22 protein-coding genes and 1 tRNA gene are annotated in these 21,656 nt (G+C 72.0%); 18 read left to right on the top strand and 5 right to left on the bottom strand.

Annotated features, from left to right (window positions below):
- The first annotated feature begins 3 nt into the window (after positions 1-3).
- Complete coding sequence (locus tag N8N77_RS12485) at positions 4-885, top strand: alpha/beta fold hydrolase (RefSeq protein WP_261167201.1); 882 nt, start codon at positions 4-6, stop codon at positions 883-885.
- 9 nt (positions 886-894) lie between these two features.
- Here the strand turns inward: N8N77_RS12485 and N8N77_RS12480 are convergent, their stop codons facing one another.
- The 3 genes from N8N77_RS12480 to N8N77_RS12470 form a co-directional block, all read right to left on the bottom strand.
- The gene (locus N8N77_RS12480) at positions 895-1,371 is read right to left on the bottom strand and encodes an Lrp/AsnC family transcriptional regulator (protein ID WP_261167200.1); all 477 of its coding nucleotides are present in this window, start codon (positions 1,369-1,371) and stop codon (positions 895-897) included.
- 136 nt (positions 1,372-1,507) lie between these two features.
- Positions 1,508-2,068 carry a histidine phosphatase family protein gene (locus tag N8N77_RS12475; RefSeq protein WP_261167199.1) on the bottom strand — a complete coding sequence of 187 codons (561 nt, stop codon included), beginning with the start codon at positions 2,066-2,068 and terminating at the stop codon, positions 1,508-1,510.
- A gap of 28 nt (positions 2,069-2,096) precedes the next feature.
- Positions 2,097-2,948 carry a Sir2 family NAD-dependent protein deacetylase gene (locus N8N77_RS12470; RefSeq protein ID WP_261167198.1) on the bottom strand — a complete coding sequence of 284 codons (852 nt, stop codon included), beginning with the start codon at positions 2,946-2,948 and terminating at the stop codon, positions 2,097-2,099.
- 47 nt (positions 2,949-2,995) lie between these two features.
- On the opposite strand from N8N77_RS12470, the gene N8N77_RS12465 reads away from it, so the two are divergent.
- Positions 2,996-3,826 (top strand): RNA methyltransferase, encoded by an 831-nt coding sequence (locus N8N77_RS12465; protein ID WP_261167352.1) that lies wholly within the window; start codon positions 2,996-2,998, stop codon positions 3,824-3,826.
- Between the two features lie 12 nt (positions 3,827-3,838).
- Here the strand turns inward: N8N77_RS12465 and N8N77_RS12460 are convergent, their stop codons facing one another.
- Entirely contained in the window at positions 3,839-4,678 is an 840-nt protein-coding gene (locus tag N8N77_RS12460; protein ID WP_261167197.1) for an SGNH/GDSL hydrolase family protein, read from the bottom strand.
- Between the two features lie 54 nt (positions 4,679-4,732).
- On the opposite strand from N8N77_RS12460, the gene N8N77_RS12455 reads away from it, so the two are divergent.
- The 5 genes from N8N77_RS12455 (at position 4,733) to N8N77_RS12435 (ending at position 10,205) form a co-directional block, all read left to right on the top strand.
- Positions 4,733-6,478, top strand: coding sequence for a DEAD/DEAH box helicase (locus N8N77_RS12455; RefSeq protein WP_261167196.1), 1,746 nt, complete (start codon positions 4,733-4,735; stop codon positions 6,476-6,478).
- Between the two features lie 89 nt (positions 6,479-6,567).
- Entirely contained in the window at positions 6,568-7,659 is a 1,092-nt protein-coding gene (locus tag N8N77_RS12450; RefSeq protein WP_261167195.1) for a VIT1/CCC1 transporter family protein, read from the top strand.
- A gap of 86 nt (positions 7,660-7,745) precedes the next feature.
- Positions 7,746-7,831, top strand: a tRNA-Leu gene (locus N8N77_RS12445).
- A gap of 166 nt (positions 7,832-7,997) precedes the next feature.
- The gene (locus N8N77_RS12440) at positions 7,998-9,314 is read left to right on the top strand and encodes a M20/M25/M40 family metallo-hydrolase (protein WP_261167194.1); all 1,317 of its coding nucleotides are present in this window, start codon (positions 7,998-8,000) and stop codon (positions 9,312-9,314) included.
- A gap of 57 nt (positions 9,315-9,371) precedes the next feature.
- Positions 9,372-10,205 carry an undecaprenyl-diphosphate phosphatase gene (locus N8N77_RS12435; RefSeq protein WP_261167193.1) on the top strand — a complete coding sequence of 278 codons (834 nt, stop codon included), beginning with the start codon at positions 9,372-9,374 and terminating at the stop codon, positions 10,203-10,205.
- A 3-nt stretch (positions 10,206-10,208) separates the two neighbouring features.
- On the opposite strand, the gene N8N77_RS12430 is transcribed toward N8N77_RS12435, so the two are convergent.
- A complete protein-coding gene (locus N8N77_RS12430) occupies positions 10,209-11,081 on the bottom strand; it encodes a PAC2 family protein (protein ID WP_261167192.1) in 873 nt (290 codons plus the stop codon).
- A 98-nt stretch (positions 11,082-11,179) separates the two neighbouring features.
- Here N8N77_RS12430 and N8N77_RS12425 point away from each other — a divergent pair, with 98 nt between their 5' ends.
- The 11 genes from N8N77_RS12425 (at position 11,180) to N8N77_RS12375 (ending at position 21,631) form a co-directional block, all read left to right on the top strand.
- The gene (locus N8N77_RS12425) at positions 11,180-11,860 is read left to right on the top strand and encodes an HAD family phosphatase (protein WP_261167191.1); all 681 of its coding nucleotides are present in this window, start codon (positions 11,180-11,182) and stop codon (positions 11,858-11,860) included.
- Positions 11,857-12,864 (top strand): tRNA (adenine-N1)-methyltransferase, encoded by a 1,008-nt coding sequence (locus tag N8N77_RS12420; protein WP_261167190.1) that lies wholly within the window; start codon positions 11,857-11,859, stop codon positions 12,862-12,864. Before N8N77_RS12425 ends, N8N77_RS12420 begins: the two co-directional genes overlap by 4 nt.
- A 76-nt stretch (positions 12,865-12,940) precedes the next feature.
- Positions 12,941-13,915, top strand: a complete 975-nt coding sequence (locus tag N8N77_RS12415; protein ID WP_261167189.1) for an FKBP-type peptidyl-prolyl cis-trans isomerase — start codon at positions 12,941-12,943, stop codon at positions 13,913-13,915.
- 63 nt (positions 13,916-13,978) lie between these two features.
- Positions 13,979-14,971 carry a YafY family protein gene (locus N8N77_RS12410; RefSeq protein WP_261167188.1) on the top strand — a complete coding sequence of 331 codons (993 nt, stop codon included), beginning with the start codon at positions 13,979-13,981 and terminating at the stop codon, positions 14,969-14,971.
- A complete protein-coding gene (locus N8N77_RS12405) occupies positions 14,968-15,939 on the top strand; it encodes a YafY family protein (protein ID WP_261167187.1) in 972 nt (323 codons plus the stop codon). Before N8N77_RS12410 ends, N8N77_RS12405 begins: the two co-directional genes overlap by 4 nt.
- A gap of 95 nt (positions 15,940-16,034) precedes the next feature.
- Complete coding sequence (locus N8N77_RS12400; protein ID WP_261167186.1) at positions 16,035-16,283, top strand: twin-arginine translocase TatA/TatE family subunit; 249 nt, start codon at positions 16,035-16,037, stop codon at positions 16,281-16,283.
- A 6-nt stretch (positions 16,284-16,289) separates the two neighbouring features.
- Positions 16,290-17,099: a twin-arginine translocase subunit TatC gene (gene tatC / locus N8N77_RS12395; RefSeq protein ID WP_314732532.1), complete on the top strand. Its 810-nt coding sequence runs from the start codon at positions 16,290-16,292 to the stop codon at positions 17,097-17,099.
- 2 nt (positions 17,100-17,101) lie between these two features.
- Positions 17,102-19,492, top strand: a complete 2,391-nt coding sequence (locus N8N77_RS12390; protein WP_261167185.1) for an RNA helicase — start codon at positions 17,102-17,104, stop codon at positions 19,490-19,492.
- Between the two features lie 48 nt (positions 19,493-19,540).
- Complete coding sequence (lnt, locus tag N8N77_RS12385) at positions 19,541-21,142, top strand: apolipoprotein N-acyltransferase (RefSeq protein ID WP_261167184.1); 1,602 nt, start codon at positions 19,541-19,543, stop codon at positions 21,140-21,142.
- A 31-nt stretch (positions 21,143-21,173) separates the two neighbouring features.
- Positions 21,174-21,356, top strand: coding sequence for a PspC domain-containing protein (locus tag N8N77_RS12380; RefSeq protein ID WP_261167183.1), 183 nt, complete (start codon positions 21,174-21,176; stop codon positions 21,354-21,356).
- A 59-nt stretch (positions 21,357-21,415) separates the two neighbouring features.
- Entirely contained in the window at positions 21,416-21,631 is a 216-nt protein-coding gene (locus N8N77_RS12375; protein ID WP_261167182.1) for an SPOR domain-containing protein, read from the top strand.
- The last annotated feature ends 25 nt before the right edge of the window (positions 21,632-21,656 follow it).

The following is a 21,656-nucleotide window of genomic DNA, read 5'->3' as shown; positions in this document are numbered from 1 at the left end:
CGAGTGCCCGTCGCTTCTCCGTACGCCGATCGCCTCGCCCGCATCCCCGTCGAGCGCCGCGAGGTGGCGGTGCTCGGCGGTTCCACCGCGTACTGGGTGTACGGGCCCGAGGACGCCGACACGACGATCGTCGCCTATCACGGGTTCCGCGGCGATCACCACGGCCTCGAGCCGGTCGTGGCGCATCTTCCCGGCGTGCGCGTCGTCATGCCGGACCTGCCGGGTTTCGGTGCCTCTCCGCCGTTGCCGGACCGTGCGCACGACCTCGAGACGTACGCCGCGTGGGCCGCCGCCTTCGCCGCGGCGGCCGCGCCGGGGGCCGTCGTGCTGGGCCATTCGTTCGGCTCCATCGTCGCGGCGGCGGCCGTGGCCCGCGGGCTCGCGACGCCCCGCCTGATCCTCATCAATCCGATCGGCGCGCCCGCCCTCGAGGGGCCGCGCGGCCTGTTCACGCGTCTCGCGGTGCTCTACTACGGCGCCGGTGCCCGCCTGCCGGAGCGGATCGGCACCTGGCTGCTGCGCACCCGCGTGATCGTGCGGATCATGAGCCTGGCGATGGCCAAGACGCGCGACCCGGCGCTGCGTCGCTGGATCCATGACCAGCATGACCGCTTCTTCTCAGGGTTCGCCGACCGGGATGTGCTGCGCGAGGCGTTCGTGACGAGCGTGTCGCACGACGTGCGGGAGTCGGCGCCGCGCATCGCGCAGCCCACGTTGCTCGTCGCCGCGGACCGCGACGACATCACGCCCATCGAGGCGGAGCGGCGGCTGCGCGCGCTCTTCCCGGATGCCCGGCTCGTGGAGCTGGCCGACGTCGGCCACCTCATCCACTACGAGAAGCCGGCGGAGGCGGCGGAGGCGATCCGGCGGTTCCTCTCCGAGTAGCGCCGCGACTCAGCGGCCGTCGCGCTTGGCGAGCTCCATGAGGCCGCTCACGCGGTACGGGATCGCCTCGCTCATCACGAGCGAGGTCTCGGTGCGCTCGACGCCCTCGATGCCCAGGATGCGGCCGTCCACGTCGAAGAGATGGCGCGCGTCCCGGCACGCGACGAAGGTCATCAGGTCGGTCTGCCCGCTGAGGCCGTGCACCTGAAGGACCTCGGGAAGCCGCGCCAGCTCGGCGGTGATCTTCTGCAGGTGCGGCTGCCGCACGCCCACGGCGATGAACGCCTCGAGCGGGAACCCGAGGGCCGCCGTGGAGATCGAGCGCTCGAACGACCGGAAGGCGCCCGACTTCTCCAGCCGGCCCATGCGCGCCTGCACGGTGTTGCGCGAGAGGTGCAGGCGCTCCGCAAGCGCCACGACCGTGGCGCGCGGGTCCTCGGCGAGAGCCGCGAGGAGTTCGAGGTCGACGTGATCGAGCGAGGCCATAGCGAAGGAGCCTAACAGGCTGCGGTCGGGCGACCTGAGCAGGATGCTCAGTCGTTATGGAATCGGATGCGCGCGGTGTCGCGATGCGTCGGCGTCGGTGCGCATCGATCTGACAAACCGCACGCCCGGGGCCGCGTCAGACGACGGCGTCGGCGGCAGCGAGCGTCACGGCCTCGGGCGTGACGTCGAAGACCCAGATGGAGGCGTTCGTCACCCGCGACTGCGCGTTCGGCAGGGCTCCGTCGGTCGCGAGGCGCAGCAGCGTGCCGATCACGCCGCCGTGGCTGACCGCGATCACGCGCGCCTCGCCGTGCCGGCTGGCGAGTTCCTGCAGCGCGGTCGCCGCCCGCTCGGCGACGACCGGTCGCGTCTCGGCGCCGGGCACGGCGTCGCCGTAGCGCTCGCGCGCCGCGAGCACATCAAGACCCTCCGCCACGCCGTAGCCGCGCTCGGCGAGGGCGGCGACGCTCTCGGGCGCCGGAAGCCCCAGCTCGGTCGCGATGATCCGCGCCGTCTCCGCTGCGCGGGAGAGCGGGCTGGCGACGATCGCCGCATACCCGCCGCCCCGCAGCCTCTCCGCGGCGGCCCTGGCCTGCGCACGGCCCGTGTCGTTGAGCGGGATGTCCGAGGAGCCCTGCAGGCGTCCTTCGAGGTTCCAGTCGGTCTGTCCGTGGCGCACGAGGGCGATGAGTGTCACCCACCGAGGGTAACGGCAGGCGGCTGGCTCAGCGCAGTGCGGGCAGAGCCCTGGCGAGGTGGGTGAGCACGGGGCTGGTGCCCGCGTCGATCTTCACCGTGGCGCGGCGGTCGGCCTTCGTCTCGCCGCGGTTGACGATCACGACCGGCAGCCGCCGGCGGCGGGCGCGCTCGACGAGCCGGATACCCGAGTTCACGACGAGCGAGGAACCCGCCACGAGCAGCGCGTCGGCGGTGGCGACGAGCTGCTCGGCCTCACGGAAGCGGCCCGCCGGGATGTACTCGCCGAAGAAGACGACCTCGGGCTTCAGCATGCCCCCGCACACCGTGCAGTCGGGGATGAGGAAGCCCTCGGTCGACTCCGGCAGCACGTCGCCGTCGGGGCCGAGCGGCACGTTCTCCGGCACGGTGATCCACGGGTTGTCCGCCTCGATCCGGGCACCGATGTCGCGGCGGTCGAAGACCTGCCCGCACCGCAGGCAGAGCACACGACGCATGGTGCCGTGCAGCTCGACCACGCGGGTGCTGCCGGCGCGCAGGTGCAGGCCGTCGACGTTCTGCGTGATCACGCCGGTGGCGACGTCGTCGTGCTCGAGCGCGGCGATGGCCTCGTGCCCCTCGTTCGGTCGCGCGGCCGAGAAGGCTCGCCACCCGAGGTGCGACCCCACCCAGTAGCGCCGCCGTGCCGCGTCGTCGGCAAGGAACTGCTGCGCCGTCATGGGGGTGCGCCGGGGTGCCCCCTCGCCGCGGTAGTCGGGGATCCCGGAATCGGTGGACACGCCCGCGCCGGTGAGGATCGCGACCCGCCGCCCCGCGAGCGCGTCGATCGCGCGACCGACCTGTGCGGTCGTGGCGGCGTCGAACGGGGCGGTGGCGGTCACACCGGAAGTCTAGGCTTTGGTGGTTGCCCAGGGATCGGGAGGACCGGATGCGGATCGCACGGATCGACGACGCCGCCGACGAGCGGCTGGCGGACTATCGTGACCTCACCGACGTCGCCCTGCGCCGGGTGATGGAGCCGCGCGGCGGGCTCTACATGGCCGAGTCGTCGAAGGTGCTGGCCCGCGCGCTCGCGGCCGGCCACGAGCCGCGGTCCGTTCTGACGGCCGAGAAGTGGCTGCCGGAGGTCGAGACGCTCCTGTCGGGTCGCGCGGAGGTGCCCGTGTACGTGGTGCCCGACGCCGTGGCCGAGGCGGTGACCGGTTACGCGGTGCACCGCGGCATGCTGGCGGCGATGCACCGCCCCGCGGACCGTCCGGTCGCCGACGTGCTGCGGGGAGCGCGCCTGGCCCTCGTGCTCGAGGACATCGTCGACCACACCAATGTCGGCGCCGCCTTCCGCGCGGCCGCCGGTCTGGGCGCCGACGCCGTGCTCGTGACGCCGCGCTGCGCCGATCCGCTCTACCGCCGCAGCGTGCGCGTGAGCATGGGGACGGTCTTCCAGGTGCCGTGGACCCGGCTTCCGGAATGGCGCGAGCGGGACGGCGAACCGGGCGCGGCCGCGCTGCTGCACGACGCGGGCTTCCGCATCGCGGCCCTCGCGCTCGTCGACGACGCCGTGGCCCTCGAGGACTTCGTCGACGACCCGCCCGAGCGCGTCGCGCTCCTCATGGGCTCCGAGGGGCACGGGCTGTCGCGTCATGCGCTCGCCGCCGCGGACGCCACCGTGACGATCCCCATGGCCGGTGGCGTGGACTCGCTCAACGTCGCCTCCGCCGCGGCGGTCGCCCTCTGGGCGCTGCGTCACGCGCGCCGCTGAGGGCGCCGCCGCTCAGTCCCCGCGCGGCGCGGAGGGGCGGCTGCGCACCGGCAGCGCCTCGGGGCGCTTGGGCAGCACGTGGTCGCCCGAGGACTGGTGACGCAGCCGGCGCAGCACCCACGGCACGAGGTGCGTGCGCGCCCACACGAGGTCGTCGCGACGCGCCTCACGCCAGTTGCGCTCCGGCAGGGGGTCCGGGCGCATCGCTCGCAGGTCGTTGGGCACGTTGAGCGTGCGCAGCACCATGCGGGCCACCTCGTGGTGCCCCAGCGGGTTCAGATGGAGGCGATCGGCGGACCAGAAGCGCGGGTCCTGGATCTCCTTGAGGGCCCACAGGTCCGCGACGATCGCGTCGTGGCGCTCGGCGACGGCCCGCATGTTCTCGTTGTAGATGGCGATCCTGCCCCGCAGCGCGCGGAAGACCGGGTTCCAGCCCACGTCGAAACCGGTGAAGATCACCACCGCGGCGCCCGTGGCGCTGAGGGTCGCCACCGCCTGCTCGAACAGCACGGCGATCTCATCGGGATCCGTGCCGGGCCGGAGCACGTCGTTCCCGCCGGCACACAGGGTGACGAGGTCGGGCTGCAGCGCGACCGCCCGGTCCAACTGCTCCGCGGAGATCTGGCGGATGAGCTTGCCGCGCACCGCGAGGTTCGCGTACGCGAAGTCGTCCACCTGGCCAGCGAGCACCTCCGCGACGCGGTCTGCCCACCCACGGTGCCCGCCCGGCGAGCCGGGCTCGGGGTCTCCGATGCCCTCGGTGAACGAGTCACCCACTGCGACGAAGCGGCGCCACGGGTGCGCACCCACATTGTCGTCGTACGGGGCCTGGGCGGAGGGGGCGTCGCTCATGTCAGGCAGACTACGCCGACGGCCGGCGTCGGCCACCTCGCTTATCGTGGATGAGTGCTGTCACCGTCCTTTCCGCAGAGAGCGCCCTGGGGCACCGCGGGAAGCCTCAGGGCGTGGCAGCAGGAGGCCCTCGACGCCTACGAGGCGGCCGGCAAGCGCGACTTCCTCGTCGCCGCCACCCCCGGCGCCGGAAAGACGACGTTCGCCCTGACGCTCGCCCGGAAGCTCCGGCACGAGGACGTCATCGACCAGATCATCGTCGTCGCGCCCACCGAGCACCTCAAGACGCAGTGGGCGGACGCCGCCGCGCGCGTGCATATCCGCCTCGACCCGGCCTTCCGCAACAGCCACACCGCCCCCTCCCGGCAGTATCACGGCGTCGTCGTCACCTACGCCCAGGTCGCCGCGAAGGCGATCGTGCACCGGGCGCTCACGGAGCGCGCCCGCACCCTCGTCATCCTCGACGAGGTGCACCACGGCGGCGACGCGCTCAGCTGGGGCGATGCGATCCGCGAGGCCTACGAGCCCGCGACGCGGCGCCTGCTGCTGAGCGGAACGCCGTTCCGCAGCGACGACGCGCCGATCCCGTTCGTCGAGTACGCGCCGGACGAGCAGGGGCGCCGCACCTCCGTCACCGACTACGCGTACGGCTACGGTCGCGCGCTCGCCGACGGCGTTGTGCGCCCCGTGCTGTTCCACGTGTACTCCGGGCACATGAAGTGGCGCACGCGCGCGGGCGACGAGCTCGAGGCGCACCTCGGCCAGGACAACATCAAGGACATCACCGCCCAGGCGTGGCGCACCGCCCTCGACCCGAACGGCGAGTGGATGTCGGCGGTGCTGCGCTCGGCCGACGCGCGTCTCACCGAGATCCGGCACCATGTGCCCGACGCCGGCGGGCTCGTCCTGGCCACCGACCAGACCGCCGCGCGCGCCTACGCCAAGCTGCTGCACTCCATCACCGGCAAGCGCGCGACGGTCGTCCTCTCGGACGACGCCGAGGCCTCGCAGCGCATCGAGCGCTTCAGCGCCAGCGATGACCGCTGGATGGTGGCCGTGCGCATGGTGTCGGAAGGCGTGGACGTGCCGCGTCTGGCCGTGGGCGTCTACGCGACGTCGTCGTCGACGCCCCTGTTCTTCGCCCAGGCGATCGGCCGCTTCGTGCGCGCTCGCCGCCGCGGCGAGGCCGCGAGCGTGTTCCTGCCGCACGTGCCCGTGCTCATGGGCCTGGCCGGCGAGATGGAGCGCCAACGCGACCACGTGCTCGACCGGGGCGACAAGGACGCCGACGGCCTCGACGACTCGCTGCTGGAAGCGGCCGAGCGCGAGGACAAGGCCTCGGACGCGCTCATGGAGGAGGGATCGTTCCAGGCACTCGGCTCGGTCGCGCATTTCGACCGCGTCGTGTTCGAGGGCAAGGAGTTCGGTCAGCTCGCCGTGCCGGGCACGGACGAGGAGCAGGAGTTCATCGGGCTGCCGGGCCTGCTCGAGCCCGAGCACGTGCACGAGCTGCTGATGCAGCGCGTGGCGCGGCAGTCGAAGCATCGACAGGCGCGCGAGGCGCGCGAGCAGGACGGCGAGGCGACGACGACCCTGCCGGAGCCGTTGCACCGCACGTTGAAGGAGCAGCGCCAGCTGCTGAACAGCCTCGTCGGGGTCTACGCCAGGCAGACCGGCCAGCCGCACGGCGCGATCCACGCCGAGCTGCGGCGCACCTGCGGGGGCCCGGCGGTGGCGCAGGCCACCGTGGCGCAGCTGCAGAAGCGCATCCAGGTGCTCCGCCGCCGCGTGCACTCCTGACCCGCTGCGGGGTGCTTCGGAGCCCCGAAATACTGGCAATCCGGCCGCCCGGCCCTGGCCGCCCTCGGGGCGGCGGATAGCGTTGCCTGGTGAGCGATACCCCACCCGAAACCCCTGCCGCACCTACCGCCGCCGACCGGCGCCGGTTCGCCCAGTACATCGCCGACGAGCGGGCGGAGGCGGCCGTCTACCGGCGCCTCGCCCGGCTGCGCGAGGGCGAGGAGCGCGAGATCCTGCTGGAGCTCGAGCGCGCCGAGCAGCGTCACGAGGAGCACTGGGTGCGCCTGCTGGGGGGAATGCCGCCGAAGCTGCCCCGGGCGCGGCTGTCGGATCGCTTCACGGGGTGGATGGCGGCGCGGTTCGACTCGGTCTTCACCCTCGCTCTGGCGCAGATGGCCGAGGGACGATCGCCGTACGACAAGGATCCGTTCGCCACGCCCGCCATGCGCGCCGACGAGAAGATCCACCACGAGGTGGTGCGGGGGCTGGCCGCCCGCAGCCGCCGCCGACTGTCGGGCACGTTCCGCGCCGCCGTCTTCGGCGCCAACGACGGCCTGGTCAGCAACCTCGCCCTCGTCATGGGCATCGGGGCGACGGGCGCGGCGCCGCACTTCGTCCTCTTCAGTGGCATCGCCGGCCTGCTCGCCGGGGCGCTGTCGATGGGCGCGGGGGAGTTCGTCTCGGTGCGCTCGCAGCGCGAGATGCTCGACGCGACGGAGCCCAGCGGCTACGGCGACCCGTACCTGCCGGATCTCGACATCGACGCCAACGAGCTCGCGCTCGTCTATCGTGCCCGCGGTCAGAGCGAGGAGGAGGCGGCCGAGCACGCCCGCCGCGCGATCGCGGCGGCGCGCGCCGGCACGGTGCCCACGCGCACCGGCGGGATCGACGTGCACGAGGTCGTCGGCGGCGCGTTCCACGCTGCCTGGTCGAGCTTCCTCTTCTTCGCCTCGGGTGCGATCATCCCCGTGCTGCCCTGGATCTTCGGGCTCTCCGGGGTGCCCGCCGTCGTCATCGCGCTCGTGCTCGTGGGGATCGCGCTGCTGCTGACCGGCGGCACCGTGGGCCTGCTGTCGGGGGCCCCGCCGATCCCGCGCGCCCTGCGCCAGCTCGGCATCGGCTTCGGCGCCGCGGCGGTGACCTACCTGCTCGGGTTGCTGTTCGGGGTGAGCGTGGCGTGACGCGCCCGGGCGTGCGCCCGGTGCGGGCAACCGGCGGCGGACGTGGTAACGTAGTTCCTCGGTCCGCAGTGCGGATCACACCCAATGCGCGGGTGGCGGAATAGGTAGACGCGCTAGCTTGAGGTGCTAGTGCCCGTATTAGGGCGTGGGGGTTCAAGTCCCCCCTCGCGCACACAACGAAGAAGGACCCGGCCGACTGGTCGGGTCCTTCTTCGTTTGCGGGTGCGGGGAGGAGGGCTGGCACCCTGAGGGCCCCTGGAGCGGTTGCGGGGAGGAGGAGAGCTCGCATCCCCGCCGCCCGGCGAGGCGCCGCGCGGGGCGCGGGTAGGTTGGAGCGCATGGCCGGACCCGAGAACCCCACGCCCGCGAGCGAGCTGCCGGAGGTCGCGCGGATCGCCGCCGACCTCATCCGCATCGACACGACGAACTACGGCGGCGGGAACGCGAAGGGAGAGCGGGAGGCCGCCGAGTACGTCGGCGCCTACCTGCAGTCGCTGGGTCTCGAACCGGAGTACTACGAGCCGATCCCGCGCCGCACCAACGTGATGGCGCGCGTGCCGGGCCGTGATCCGAACAAGCCGGCACTCGTGCTGCACGGGCATCTCGACGTCGTGCCGGCCGTCGCGGGGGACTGGTCGGTCGATCCCTTCGCGGGCGAGATCCGCGACGGCATGTTGTGGGGCCGTGGTGCCGTCGACATGAAGAACATGGACGCGATGATCCTCACCGCCGTCGCCGATGTGCTGCGGACGGGGGAGCGCCCCGAGCGCGACCTCGTCCTCGCGTTCTTCGCCGACGAGGAGAACGGCGGCGTCGAGGGATCCGCGCTCGTCGTGAGGGACCGCCCGGAATGGTTCGCGGGTGCGACCGAGGCGATCAGCGAGGTCGGAGGCTACACGGTGCCCGTCGGCGATCGGAGCGCGTACCTGCTGCAGGTGGGCGAGAAGGCGCTGATGTGGATCAAGCTCATCGCGCGGGGGCGCGCCGGTCACGGCAGCCGCTTCCACCCCGACAACGCGGTGACGCGGCTGTCGGAGGCCCTCGCGACGCTCGGCCGTGCCGTGTGGCCGGTCGAGATGACCGAGACGACGCGCCAGCTGCTGGAGGGGATCGCCGAGCTGAGCGGCGAGGTCAGCACCGACCCCGATGTGCTCGCCGCCCACACCGGTCCCGCCGAGGCGTTCATCAAGTCGACGTTCCGCACGGTCTCGAACCCCACGGGGCTCACGGCCGGGTACAAGCACAACGTCATCCCGGACCGCGCGGAGGCGACGGTGGACGTGCGCGTGCTGCCGGGCACCGAGGACGCGGTGCTCACCGAGATCCAGCGCATAGTGGGCGACGACATCGAGATCGAGATGGTCGTGCGCGACATCGGCCTCGAGATCCCGTTCGCCGGCCCCCTCGTCGAGGCGATGGTCGCCGCGCTGGGCCGCCACGATCCCGGCGTTCCGGTGCTGCCGTACCTGCTCGGCGCCGGTACCGACAACAAGGCGCTCTCGCAGCTGGGCATCGACGGCTACGGCTTCGCGCCGCTGCGGCTGCCCGCCGACCTCGACTTCACCGGCATGTTCCACGGCGTGGACGAGCGGGTGCCCGTCGACGCGCTGGTGTTCGGCCAGCGGGTGCTGGCGGATCTCATCCGCTCGTACTGACAGGTCCCCCGGAAGTCTGACGAGACCTTCGGGGGCGGTGACCTAGAGTCGACTCTCGTGCATTACATCGAGGCGCTCATCCTGGGGCTCGTGCAGGGGTTGACCGAGTTCCTGCCGATCTCGTCCAGCGCGCACATCCGCGTCATCGGCGAGTTCCTGCCCTCGGCGGCCGACCCCGGCGCCACCTTCACCGCGATCACCCAGATCGGCACCGAACTGGCGGTGCTCGTCTACTTCTGGAACCGGATCGTCACGATCATCCGCAAGTGGGCGCTGTCACTGGCGGGCAAGGTCGCGAAGGATGACCCGGACGTGAGGATGGGGTGGCTGGTGATCATCGGCACCATCCCGATCGGGATCCTGGGCTTCGCGCTGCAGGACTACATCCGCGAGACCTTCCGCAACCTGTGGCTCGTCGCGGCCGTGCTCATCGGCTTCGGCATCATCCTGGGTCTCGTCGACCGCTACGCGCGCCGGGACCGGACGATCGACCAGGTGAGCTACCCGCACGGCCTCACGATCGGCGTGGCGCAGGCCCTCGCGCTCGTACCGGGGGTCTCGCGCTCGGGCGCGACCACCACGGCGGCGCGCGCGCTGGGCTACGACCGCACCTCGGCGGCCGAGTTCGCCTTCCTGCTCGCCGTGCCCGCGGTCTTCGGGTCGGGCCTGTGGGAGCTGCGCGAGGGCCTGGAGACCGGCGACCCCGGGCCCTACGGCTGGGGCGGCACGATCCTCGCCACCGTCGTCGCCGGCGCGGTCGGGTGGGTCGTCATCGCGTACCTGATGCGCTACCTGAAGACGGGCAGCTTCCTGCCGTTCGTCATCTACCGCGTCGCCCTCGGCGCCGTGCTCATGGTGCTCCTTGCCACGGGCGTGCTCTCGGCGTACTGATCGTCAGCGGCGGCCGCGCGGGTCGTCGCCGTCGCGGCGCAGGTAGCGCTCGAAGGCCTTCGCGATCGCGTCGCCCGAGGCCTCCGGCGACTCCACCGTGTCGCGGTTCTCCTCGAGGTGGCGGATGTACTCGCGCATCTCCTCGTCGTCGGCGGCGGCCGCGTCGATCGACGCTTCCCAGGCGGCCGCCTCCGTCTCGAGGGAGCCGCGCGGCACGTCCGCCCCGCTGAGCTCCTCGAGCCGGTCGAGCAGCGCCAGCGTCGCCTTGGGCGAGGGGGCATGGCTGGCGACGTAGTGCGGCACGCTCGCCCAGAGCGACACGGCCGGGATGCCGACCGTCTCGGCGGCGTCGGCGAGCACGCCGATGATGCCGGTGGGGCCCTCGTAGGCGCTGCGCTCCAGCTCGAGCGCTGTGCGCAGCGGATCGTTCTCGCTCGTCACCGAGACGGCGATCGGTCGGGTGTGCGGCACGTCCGACATCATCGAGCCGAGGGTGACGAGTCCCGTCACGTCCTCGCGCAGCGCCACGTCGAGCAACTCGCTGGTGAAGGCCCGCCAGGCGCGTGCGGGCTCGACGCCCGTGAGTAGCCACAGCTCCACACCGGTGCTGCGGGTCGGGCGGTACAGCGTCGCCTCGGGCCACTTCAGCACGCGGCGCCCATCGCCGTCGGCCTGCATGTTCGGCCGGGTGTACTGGTAGTCGAAGTACAGCTCCGGGTCGACGGAGAACACCGGCTCGTAGGAGCCCGATCGGCGCAACTGCTCGATGGCGTTGGACGCGGCCTCGCCGGCGTCGTTCCATCCGTCGAACGCCGCCACGAGGATCCTGCCGCCCAGCGTGTTCTGCGGGCGTGTGTCCTGCTCGCGTGCCGTCACCGGTCTCCCTTCCACCTTCCCTTCACCCTACGACCCGTTGAGAGCGCCCGGGCCGTGCGCGCGGGAAGAGCGCAGGATGCGCCGGATAGGCTGATTCGATGACTACGCCTCAGGCCGTGCTGTGGGATATGGACGGCACCCTCGTCGACTCCGAGCCGTATTGGATGGCCGCCGAGACCGAACTGATCGCCTCGTACGGGGGCACCTGGACGCATGACGACGCCCTGCAGCTCGTCGGCCTCAGCCTGCTCGACTCGGCGCAGATCATCCGCAGCCGAGGGGTCGACATGGAGCCGGAGGCGATCGTCGACCACCTCACGGCCGAGGTCATCCGGCGTACGCAGAGTTCGGGCGTGCCGTTCCGACCGGGCGCGCGCGAGCTGCTGTTCGGGTTGCGCGAGGCCGGCGTGAAGACGGCCCTCGTCACGATGTCCATGCACCGCATGGCGCGCGAGATCATCGACCTGATCGACTTCCCCGCGTTCGACCTCGTCGTCGCGGGCGACGACGTGGAGCGCCCCAAGCCGTTCCCCGACCCGTACCTGCAGGCCGCGCGCTCGCTGGGCGTGGACATCCGCGACTGCGTCGCCCTGGAGGACTCGCCGAACGGGCTGCGCTCCGCCGTGGCGTCGGGCGCCACGGCGCTGGGTGTCGAGAACCTTCTCTCGCTCGAGGGGCTGGGAGCCGCCGAGGTGTGGAAGGGCCTCGACGGGCGAGGGGTCGACGACCTGGTGCAGCTGCACGCCCGCCACCGGATCGCGGGGGAGGCCGCCCGATGATCGACAAGCCCCGCGGCCCCTTCCGCTACGGCGACCGTGTCCAGGTGACGGGCCCGAAGGGCCGCATGCACACCATCACCCTGCGCGAGGGGGGCGAGCTCCACACGCACCACGGCGTGCTCGCGCACGCCCAGCTGGTGGGCCAGCCCGACGGCTCCGTGGTCGAGAACAGCGCCGGTCACGAGTACCTCGCCCTGCGCCCGCTGCTGCGCGACTTCGTCATGTCGATGCCGCGCGGGGCGGCGATCGTGTACCCCAAGGACGCGGCGCAGATCGTCGTGCAGGCGGACATCTTCCCCGGCGCCGTCGTCGTCGAGGCGGGGGTGGGATCGGGAGCGCTGTCGCTGTCGCTGCTGCGCGCGGTGGGCCCGGAAGGTCGGCTGATCTCCTTCGAGCGGCGCGCCGAGTTCGCCGAGGTGGCCTCCGCCAACGTCGAGACGTTCTTCGGAGAGCTCCCGCCGTTCTGGGAGGTCCGCGAGGGCGACCTGGCCGAAGAGCTGCCGCGTGCGGTCGAGCCCGGCACGGTCGACCGCGTGGTGCTCGACATGCTCGCGCCGTGGGAGGTGCTGCCCGCCGTGGCGGACGCGCTCACCCCCGGCGGAGTGGTGATCTGCTACGTCGCCACCGCCACGCAGTTGTCGCGCACCGCGGAGTTCCTCAGGGGGCTCGGCGCGTTCACCGAGCCCGACGCCAACGAGACGATGGTGCGGGGCTGGCACGTCGACGGTCTTGCCGTGCGGCCCGATCACCGCATGGTGGCACACACCGGCTTCCTCATCTCCGCGCGACGGCTGGCGCCCGGTGCCGTGCCGCCCGAGGTGAAGCGCCGCGCGTCGAAGCGCAGCTACACCGACGAGGACCTCGAGATCTGGACGCCCGGAGGCGTGGGCGACCGCGAGATCACGGACAAGAACCTGCGCAAGCGCATCCGCGAGGCCGAGAAGGCGCGCGACGGCGCCCGGATCGCGGCCGCCTCCCGCGCTGCGGACGGCACCGACGCCTGACCGGCGGCGGGCGCGACGAGGCGCGGACTCGCCCGCGGATTCGGGCGTTCGGGCGCGCGCGCTTAGACTGCGATGCGTGCGTAAGATCCCCGCTGCCCTCACCGTGACCGCTCTGGCGGCTCTGAGCCTGGTGGCCTGCGCCCCGGCCGGCAACCCCGCCGCGAACGCGGACTGCACACGACCGGCCCAGAACGAGGCCGTCGCGCACGCGATCGACGTGTCGGGCGCGGAAGGGGAGATCCCCGAGATCTCGCTGAACCAGCCCTTCGAGACCGAGCGGTCGATCTTCGCCGACATCGCCAGGGGCGACGGTCCCGTGATCGCCGACCTGGATCAGCCCGGCGTCGTGGACATGTCGCTGTTCTCGGCCGAGACCGGCGAGCCGATCATCGGCACCTCCTACTCCGCCGACGCCGCGCCGACCCGCGTGAGCACGTGGCTGACGCAGTTCCCGGGCCTGGAGGCTGCGCTGACGTGCGCGACGGCCGGCACGCGCACCGTCGTGGCGCTCAGCGAGGACGGCGTGGACGAGGCGGCACGCGCGCAGTACGCGATGCAGGGCTTCCCGGCGGAGGGCGGCGTGATCGCCGTCGTGGATGTGCGCGACGTGTACGCGCGCGCCGCGTGGGGCAGCCCCGTCTACAACGCCGATGCCGGCGTGCCGTCGGTCGTGCGGACCACCGAGGGTCGCCCCGGCATCACCGTGCCCGACGCCGAGGCGCCGCAGGAGCTCGTCGTGCAGACGCTGCTGCAGGGCGACGGGGCTGAGATCGGCGAGGGTGACACGGCCATCGTGCAGTACACCGGCGTGACCTGGGACGACAAGACCGTCTTCGACTCGTCGTGGGACAGCGGCGCGCTGCTGCGCGCCACGGGCGACGGCGTGATCCCCGGGTTCTGGCAGGCCGTCGAGGGTCAGAAGGTCGGCTCGCAGGTGCTCGCCGTCATCCCGCCGGAGCTGGGCTACGGCGAGCAGGGCAGCGGCCGCATCCCGGCGAACTCGACGCTCGTGTTCGTCATCGACATCGTCGGTGTCGAGCCCGCCTCCTGACGCGCGCCGCATCTCGTGCGGCGACGGCGGCGCCACGCCGCGCGCCGACCATAGGATGGGCGGGTGGCCGCCGCGATCCCTCCTGAAGAGCGACAGCTCAACCTTGTCGTCGCCCTCATGGCGACCGAGGTCGGCCTGACCAAGCAGCAGATCCTCGACAACGTCTCGGGGTACCGCCAGCGTCAGGGCGCCGCCTCCGTCGAGGCGCTCGAGAAGATGTTCGAGCGTGACAAGGAGGAGCTGCGCCGCGTGGGCGTGCCGGTGGAGACGATCGGCGACGCGAGCGATCCGAACGACCTGCGCGAGGCGCGGTACCGGATCCCGAAGTCCGAGTACGACCTGCCGGAGGACCTGGAGTTCACCCCGGCGGAGGTGGCCGTGCTCAGCCTGGCCGGCAGCGTGTGGAGCGAGGGCTCGCTCTCGCAGGACGCGCAGCGCGGCCTGCGTAAGATCCGCGCGCTCGGCATCGACGTGGACGAGCCCATCCTGGGCTTCGCCCCGCGCATGTCGGCCAGGGAGGCGGCGTTCGGGCCGCTGCAGGAGGCGGTCGACGAGTGCGTCGTCGTGGAGTTCGACTACCTGAAGCCGGGGGAGGAGCACCCGCGGCGGCGGCGCGTGCGACCGCTGGCCCTGGTGGACTGGGAGGCCCGGTGGCATGTCTACTGCCAGGATCTCGGCGTGGGCGAGGACCGCACCTTTCTGCTGAGCCGGATCGTCGGCGACGTCCTCCGTACCCGCGAGCGCTTCGACCCGTCGCTGCGCGAGGGGGCCGGCGAGCGCGCGCAGCGCGGCCTCGAGGAGGTGGCAGCGCGCCAGTCGGCGCTGCTCGAGGTCACCCCCGGCACCGAGGCGGCGCTGCGGCTGGGACGGCGCGGCGAGCAGCAGACCCAGGGCATTCGCGTTCCCTATGTGGACCGGCACATCCTGGCCGATGAACTGGCCTCGTACGGGCCGGAGGTGCGGGTGGTCGAGCCCGACGATCTGCGCGAGGCCGTGATCGCACGCCTCCGTGCCGTCCGGGATGTCCACACCAGCGGCGGGGAGGGCACGGCATGAGCGGACGACGACCCGCGCTCGTCTCGAGCGACCGCGTGCAGCTGCTGCTCACGCTCGTGCCCTACCTGCTGGAACGCGGGGAGGTTTCGCTCGCCGAGGCCGCCGAGGAGTTCGGCGTCACGCCCGCGCAGATGCGGGGGATGGTCGAGAAGCTCACCGTCATCGGCCTGCCCGGCTCCGACGAGTTCTGGCAGATGCCGGGCGAGATGTTCGACATCGACTGGGACCTGCTCGACGAGCGGGACCGGATCGCCATCACGTATGCGCCGGCGCTGGATCGCGCGCCCCGCCTCACGTCGCGCGAGGCCGCCGCGCTGCTTGCCGGGCTGCGGCTCGCCAGCGCCATGCCCGGCGTGGCCGGGTCCGACGTCGTCACCGGCCTGATCGCCAAGCTCGCGGCGGGCGCGTCGGCGGCGCCGGCGGACGTCGTCATCGTGCCGCCCCGGGTCGACGAGGTGCGCGACGTGGTGTCGCAGGCGCTGCACGACCGGGTGGCCGTCGCCTTCACGTATCGCGCACCCGACGCCCCCGAGACGACGCGCACGGTCGATCCGGTGAAGGTCCTCATCTCGAACGGCCAGTGGTACCTGCAGGGATGGTGCCACCTGCGCCGCGCGATGCGCACCTTCCACCTCGAGCGGGTGAGCGATCCCCGCCTCACCGCGATCCCCGCGGAGCACGCTCACGAGCCGGTGCCGGAGCTGTTCGAGCCCGGCGCGGACGATGAGGTGGCGGTGATCCGGTTCCGCACCGAGCTGGCGCCGCTCGTGGGGGAGTACCTCGACCGCGCCGAGGTGGAGGACGCCGGAGGATTCACGACCGCGCGCGTGCGCGTGGCCGACGCCCGCAGCCTGAAGCGACTCGCGGCGCGCCGCGGCGGTGCCGTCGAGATCCTCGAACCGCCCGCGGCCCGGCGGGCCGCGGCCGAATGGGTTCACGAGGCGCTGGCGCTCTACGGCGAGGCCTGACACGGCGCGCAGGCGGATCCGTCGCGTCCTGCCCCGTTCGAAGGGTCGAGGGTTAGACTGACCGCGCACACGCTTCCCCGACGTACGGAGTCACCATGCACATGCCGGGCATCTGGCAGATCCTGCTGATCCTCGCGATCATCCTGCTCATCTTCGGCGCCGCTCGTCTCCCCGCCCTCGCGAAGAGCCTCGGGCAGTCGGCGCGCGTCTTCCGGGGTGAGATCAAGCAGATGAAGGAGGAGAGCGGCCCGGGTGGCACCGCCCCGTCGAAGGCCGCCGACCAGCCGGGCACCGCGACCCCGCCGGCCGCGCCCGCGGCCGACGGCACCGACCCCAAGCCGTAACCACCGGTGGCCACGCCCGACGTGACCATCGACGAGGAGGAGCCGCCGCGCGAGAAGCGGATGACCCTCGCGGGTCATCTCATGGAGCTGCGCCGCAGGCTGGTGATCGCGGCCATCGCCCTCGTCGTGGGCATGGTGATCGCCTACTTCCTGACCGACTGGGTGATCGGATGGCTCGTCTTCCCGATCCGCCAGGTGGCCGAGCAGCTCGGTGACGACTTCACTCGCCTCGTGTACTCCACGATCACGGGGCCGTTCGAGATGCGCATCCGCATCTCCTTCGCGATCGGCCTGATCATCTCGGCGCCGGTCTGGCTCTGGCAGATCTGGGCGTTCATCATGCCCGGGCTGAAGAAGAAGGAGATCCAGTACACGGTCGGTTTCATGGCCGCCGCGATCCCGCTGTTCTTCGGCGGCTGCGCCGTCGCGATCTACCTCCTGCCGCGCCTCATCCTCGTGATGAGCGAGTTCGTGCCGGAGGAGCAGTTCGCCTCACAGTTCTACGACTACGCCGCGTACTACGACTTCGTGTTCAAGCTGATCACGATCGTCGGGATCGCCTTCGTCTTGCCGGTGTTCCTCGTCGCGCTGAACCTCGCCGGTGTCGTCAGCGGCCGCTCGATCCTGAAGGGCTGGCGCTTCGCGCTCATCATCGGACTGGTGATCGGCATGCTCGCCTCGTCGCCGGCCGACATCGTGTCCATGGTCGTGCTCGGTCTCATCCTGTTCGTGCTGTACCTGGCCGCCGCTCTCGTGTCGCTGCTGTTCGATCGCCGCAAACGGAAGCAGAACCCCGACCTCTACATCGAGGTGTAGCCATGAAGCATCCGGTCACGACCGCCTTCGCGGCGGCTCAGCGCTTCGAGCTCGACCCGTTCCAGATCGCGGGATGCGAGGCGCTCGAAGAGGGCCGCAGCGTGCTCGTGGCCGCCCCGACCGGGGCCGGCAAGACGATCGTCGGCGAGTTCGCCGTGCACCTGGCGATGCAGACGCCGGGGGACAAGGCGTTCTACACGACGCCGATCAAGGCGCTGTCGAATCAGAAGTTCCGCGAGCTGCAGGACACCTACGGCGAGGACGAGGTCGGCCTGCTCACCGGCGACGTCAACATCAACGGCGACGCGCGCGTGGTCGTGATGACGACCGAGGTGCTGCGGAACATGATCTACGCCGGCTCGTCGTCGCTCACGGGTCTGCGCTACGTCGTGATGGACGAGGTGCACTATCTCGCCGACCGGTTCCGCGGTGCCGTGTGGGAGGAGGTCATCATCCACCTCCCCGAGAGCGTGCGACTGGTGTCTCTGTCGGCCACCGTCTCGAACGCGGAGGAGTTCGGGGACTGGCTCGGAACCGTGCGCGGCGACACCGAGGTGATCGTCTCGGAGACCCGGCCGGTGCCCCTCGAGCAGCACGTGCTCGCGCGCGGCGATCTGCTGCCGCTGTTCGATGAGCGCGCCGGCGCGGCGTCGAACCGCGTGAACCGCGAGCTGCTGCGTCTGGGCGGGTCCGGATCCGTCGCGTACGACCGGACCTTCGACGGGCGGCGCCGTGGCGGCCGCCGTGGGGGAGGACGCGGCGGGGGCCGCCCCGCTCCCCGCATGGCGCGCATCGACCGCCCCGACGTGATCCGGCTTCTCGAGCGGTCCAACCTGCTGCCGGCGATCTTCTTCATCTTCAGCCGAGCCGGATGCGACGGCGCCGTGCAGCAGGTGCGCCGCAGCGGGTTGCGGCTGACGACGGCGGACGAGCGCGCGGAGATCCGCAGGATCGTGGACCAGCGCACCGGCACGCTCGCCGAGGAGGACCTCGGCGTGCTCGGCTGGTGGGAGTGGCGCGACAGCCTGGAGCGCGGCGTCGCCGCGCACCACGCGGGTCTGCTGCCGGCGTTCAAGGAGGTCGTCGAGGAGCTGTTCCAGCGCAAGCTCCTCAAGGCGGTGTTCGCGACCGAGACGCTCGCGCTCGGCATCAACATGCCCGCCCGCACCGTCGTGCTCGAGAAGCTCGAGAAGTTCAACGGTGAGTCGCGCGTGCCCATCACACCGGGGGAGTACACGCAGCTCACGGGGCGGGCCGGTCGTCGCGGCATCGATGTCGAGGGGCACGCGGTCGTGCAGTGGACCGATCAGCTCGATCCCCAGGCGGTCGCCTCCCTCGCCTCTCGACGCACCTACCCCCTCAACTCGTCGTTCCGGCCGACCTACAACATGGCGGTGAACCTCATCGACCAGTTCGGACGGCGCCGGGCCCGAGCGATCCTGGAGTCGTCGTTCGCGCAGTTCCAGGCCGATCGCTCGGTGGTCGGGCTCGCGCAGCAGGTGAAGGACGCCGAGGCCTCGCTCGAGGGCTACGCGCAGGCGATGGCGTGCGACCGCGGCGACTTCCTCGAGTACTCGGCGATGCGCCGCGAGCTGAGCGACCTCGAGAAGGCGCAGCGGCGCGACGCCGACGCGAGCAGGGCCGTGCGCGAGCAGCGCACGCGGGAGATCAATGCCCTCCGCAAACGCATGACACGGCACCCCTGCCACAAGTGCCCGGATCGCGAGCGACACGCGCGCTGGGGGGAGCGATACCAGAAGCTCGCGCGCGACACCGACAGGATCCGCCGCCAGATCGCGTCGCGCACGGGCACGGTCGCGCGCCGGTTCGACCGCATCATCGACGTGCTCGTCGAGCTGGACTACGTCGAGCTCGACGGGAACGAGGCGACCCTCACCGAGGCCGGCGCCCGCATGAGGAGGATCTACGGCGACCGCGACCTGCTCGTGGCCGAGTCCCTGCGCGCCGGCATCTGGGAGGGGCTCGACGCGCCCTCGCTGGCGGCGCTGGCGTGCTGCCTCGTCTACGAGCCGCGGGGCCGCGAGGAGTACGGCGGGCATGCGCTTCCGCACGGTCCCTTCCGCGAGGCCCTCAGCCGCACGCAGGAGCTGTGGGCACGGCTCGACGACCTGGAGCAGGACCATCGCCTGCCGGGCACCCAGGAGGTCGCCACCGGGCTGGCGCTGGCCATGCACCTGTGGGCGCGCGGGCAGATGCTCGATCGGGTCCTGGGGGAGGCCGACATGGCGGCCGGCGACTTCGTGCGCTGGGCCAAGCAGACCATCGACCTGCTCGACCAGCTCTCCGTCACGGCAGATGGCGACCTCGCCCGCACCGCCCGCCGCGCGCTCGACCAGGTGCGCCACGGCATCGTCGCCTACTCGGCGGTGTGAGGCCGCGACGCAGCCGGCCACCAGGCGGGGCGGAATAGGCTTCTGCCCATGCCCGCCCGCCGTTCGTCACTGCCGCTGTGGGCCGCCGTCCCGCTCGCGGCCGCCGGCGGTTTCGCGCTCGACGCGAGCTTCCCGAGCGCCGGCATCTGGCCGCTCGCCTTCATCGCCGTCGGGGTGTCGCTCGTCACGCTCGTCGCGCGCCGGGCCGGGGCGGCGTTCCTCGTCGGGCTGGCCTTCGCGGCCGCCTTCTACTTCCCCCACATCGACTGGGCGGCGGGATTCCTGGGCGACAACGAGCTGGCGTGGGTGCCGTGGGTGGCGCTGGCCGGCGTGGAGAGCCTCTTCATGGCGCTCGGCGCGATCCTCATTGCGCTCGCCTACCGGTGGACCGACGGATGGGGCGGCTGGGCGCGCCTGATCGCCGTGCCGGCACTCGTCGCCGGTCTGTGGACCGCCCGCGAGGTGGTGATGGGCTCGTGGCCTTACGGCGGCTTCGCGTGGGGCCGCATCGGGATGAGTCTCGCCAGCTCCCCGCTCGCGCAGCTGTCGTCGTGGATCGGGGTCACCGGGCTGACGTTCCTCGTCGTGCTCTTGTCTGCCATGGTCATCGAGATCTTCCGCAGCGCGGCGCGCGCAGGGGCGGAGCGTCGTACGCGAGCCCGGATCGCGGGCACGGTGCTGCCGGCTGCCGCCGTGCTCGCGCTGCTTGCCCTCGTGCCGCAGTTCCCCACCACTCCCGCGGGCACGCTCCGCGTCGGCGCCGTGCAGGGCAACGGCCCCGCCGCGTACATGGACGACCGCGCGTACCTCGACGTGCTGCGAGCGCAGCTGGCCGCAACCCGTGAGCTCGCGGGCGAGGACGTCGACGTCATCGTGTGGCCCGAGGGCGGCGTCGACGCCGATCCGCGCGCCGAGTCGTCGGTCGCCCGCATCCTCGAGGACGTCGCCGAGGACTACGACGCGCCGCTGCTCATGAACGCCGCGAGCGCCGAGGGCGAGAGCGTCTACAACATGTCGATGCTCTGGACCGCGGCCGGGCCCGAGCAGACCCATTCCAAGCGCAATCCCGTGCCGTTCGGGGAGTACGTGCCCGATCGGGCGTTCTACGCCGCCATCGTGCCGTCGCTCATCCACATGATCGGGCGCGAGTACACACCGGGCACGGATTCGCCCGTGATGGATCTGGGCGGCGCGCTCGCCGGCCTGGCGATCTGCTTCGACGTGATCGACGATTCCTTCATCCGCGAGGGGATCGGCGATGGCGCGCAGGTGTTCATGTTCCAGACGAACAACGCCGACTTCCGCGGCAGCGACGAGAATCTGCAGCAGCTCGCCTTCGCGCGCATGCGCGCCATCGAGACGGGGCGCAGCGTCGTCAATCTCTCGACCGTCGGCACGAGTCAGCTGATCGCGCCCGACGGGACGACGCTCGCTCAGGTGTGGGTGGACGAGGCCGGCGTCATCGTCGCCGACGTCGAGCTGCGCGAGGGCCTCACCGCCGGCGTTGTGCTCGGCCCGTGGGTCACCGGCGTGCTCACCCTCGGCGCGTTGCTCGCGCTCCTCGCGCTGGGCGTGGTTCGGTGGCGCGCCCGTCGCGGCGACATCTCGCGGCGCGCATCGAGCGCGCACGTCGACGCCGCTCACCCGTGACGCGGCGCTCCCAGGCCGCTACGCTGGCGCCATGTCGATGATCGTCGTGCGGCCCCGCCAGGACCGAGTCGTCGCCGGGGTGTGCGGTCTGCTCGCCCGCCGGTTCGGGCTGCCCTCGACCCTCGTGCGGGTGCTCGCGGTCGTCGGGGTGCTCTTCTTCGGATGGACGATCCCCGTCTACATCGCCCTGTGGGTCGTCGTCCCCAGCGACTGACCGCCCGGTTCTCGCCGCCTCGGGTCGTAGGCTGGGGCCACCGGACGAGGGGAGCCGACATGGCCGATCAGGATCAGGACGCGCAGTACTGGTACAACGCGAAGACGGGCGAGGTGGAGCGGGGCCTGGTGTCGCCGGCGCCGGACCGCATCGGTCCGTTCGCGACACCGGAGGAGGCCTCCCGGGCCTACGAGATCCTCGCCGAGCGCTCCCGCGCGTGGGCGGAGGAGGAGGCCCGCGAGGACGACTGGGACGCGGGCTCCGGCGCACCGTGATTTCCGCGCGCGCCCACTAGGCTGA

The sequence above is a fragment of the Microbacterium sp. Marseille-Q6965 genome, assembly GCF_946151065.1.
Classification (GTDB): domain Bacteria; phylum Actinomycetota; class Actinomycetes; order Actinomycetales; family Microbacteriaceae; genus Microbacterium.
The sequence above is the reverse complement of the archived record's forward strand: the minus strand, read 5'-3'. Positions and strand labels throughout refer to the sequence as shown.

Bases quoted from the DNA above. Each gene is read 5' to 3' on its own strand.
- N8N77_RS12480 (WP_261167200.1), bottom strand. From the start codon at position 1,371: ATGGCCTCGCTCGATCACGTCGACCTCGAACTCCTCGCGGCTCTCGCC.
- N8N77_RS12465 (WP_261167352.1), top strand. From the start codon at position 2,996: ATGCGGATCGCACGGATCGACGACGCCGCCGACGAGCGGCTGGCGGAC.
- N8N77_RS12460 (WP_261167197.1), bottom strand. From the start codon at position 4,678: ATGAGCGACGCCCCCTCCGCCCAGGCCCCGTACGACGACAATGTGGGT.
- N8N77_RS12440 (WP_261167194.1), top strand. From the start codon at position 7,998: ATGGCCGGACCCGAGAACCCCACGCCCGCGAGCGAGCTGCCGGAGGTC.
- N8N77_RS12425 (WP_261167191.1), top strand. From the start codon at position 11,180: ATGACTACGCCTCAGGCCGTGCTGTGGGATATGGACGGCACCCTCGTC.
- N8N77_RS12420 (WP_261167190.1), top strand. From the start codon at position 11,857: ATGATCGACAAGCCCCGCGGCCCCTTCCGCTACGGCGACCGTGTCCAG.
- N8N77_RS12405 (WP_261167187.1), top strand. From the start codon at position 14,968: ATGAGCGGACGACGACCCGCGCTCGTCTCGAGCGACCGCGTGCAGCTG.
- N8N77_RS12400 (WP_261167186.1), top strand. From the start codon at position 16,035: ATGCACATGCCGGGCATCTGGCAGATCCTGCTGATCCTCGCGATCATC.
- N8N77_RS12390 (WP_261167185.1), top strand. From the start codon at position 17,102: ATGAAGCATCCGGTCACGACCGCCTTCGCGGCGGCTCAGCGCTTCGAG.
- lnt (WP_261167184.1), top strand. From the start codon at position 19,541: ATGCCCGCCCGCCGTTCGTCACTGCCGCTGTGGGCCGCCGTCCCGCTC.
- N8N77_RS12380 (WP_261167183.1), top strand. From the start codon at position 21,174: ATGTCGATGATCGTCGTGCGGCCCCGCCAGGACCGAGTCGTCGCCGGG.
- N8N77_RS12375 (WP_261167182.1), top strand. From the start codon at position 21,416: ATGGCCGATCAGGATCAGGACGCGCAGTACTGGTACAACGCGAAGACG.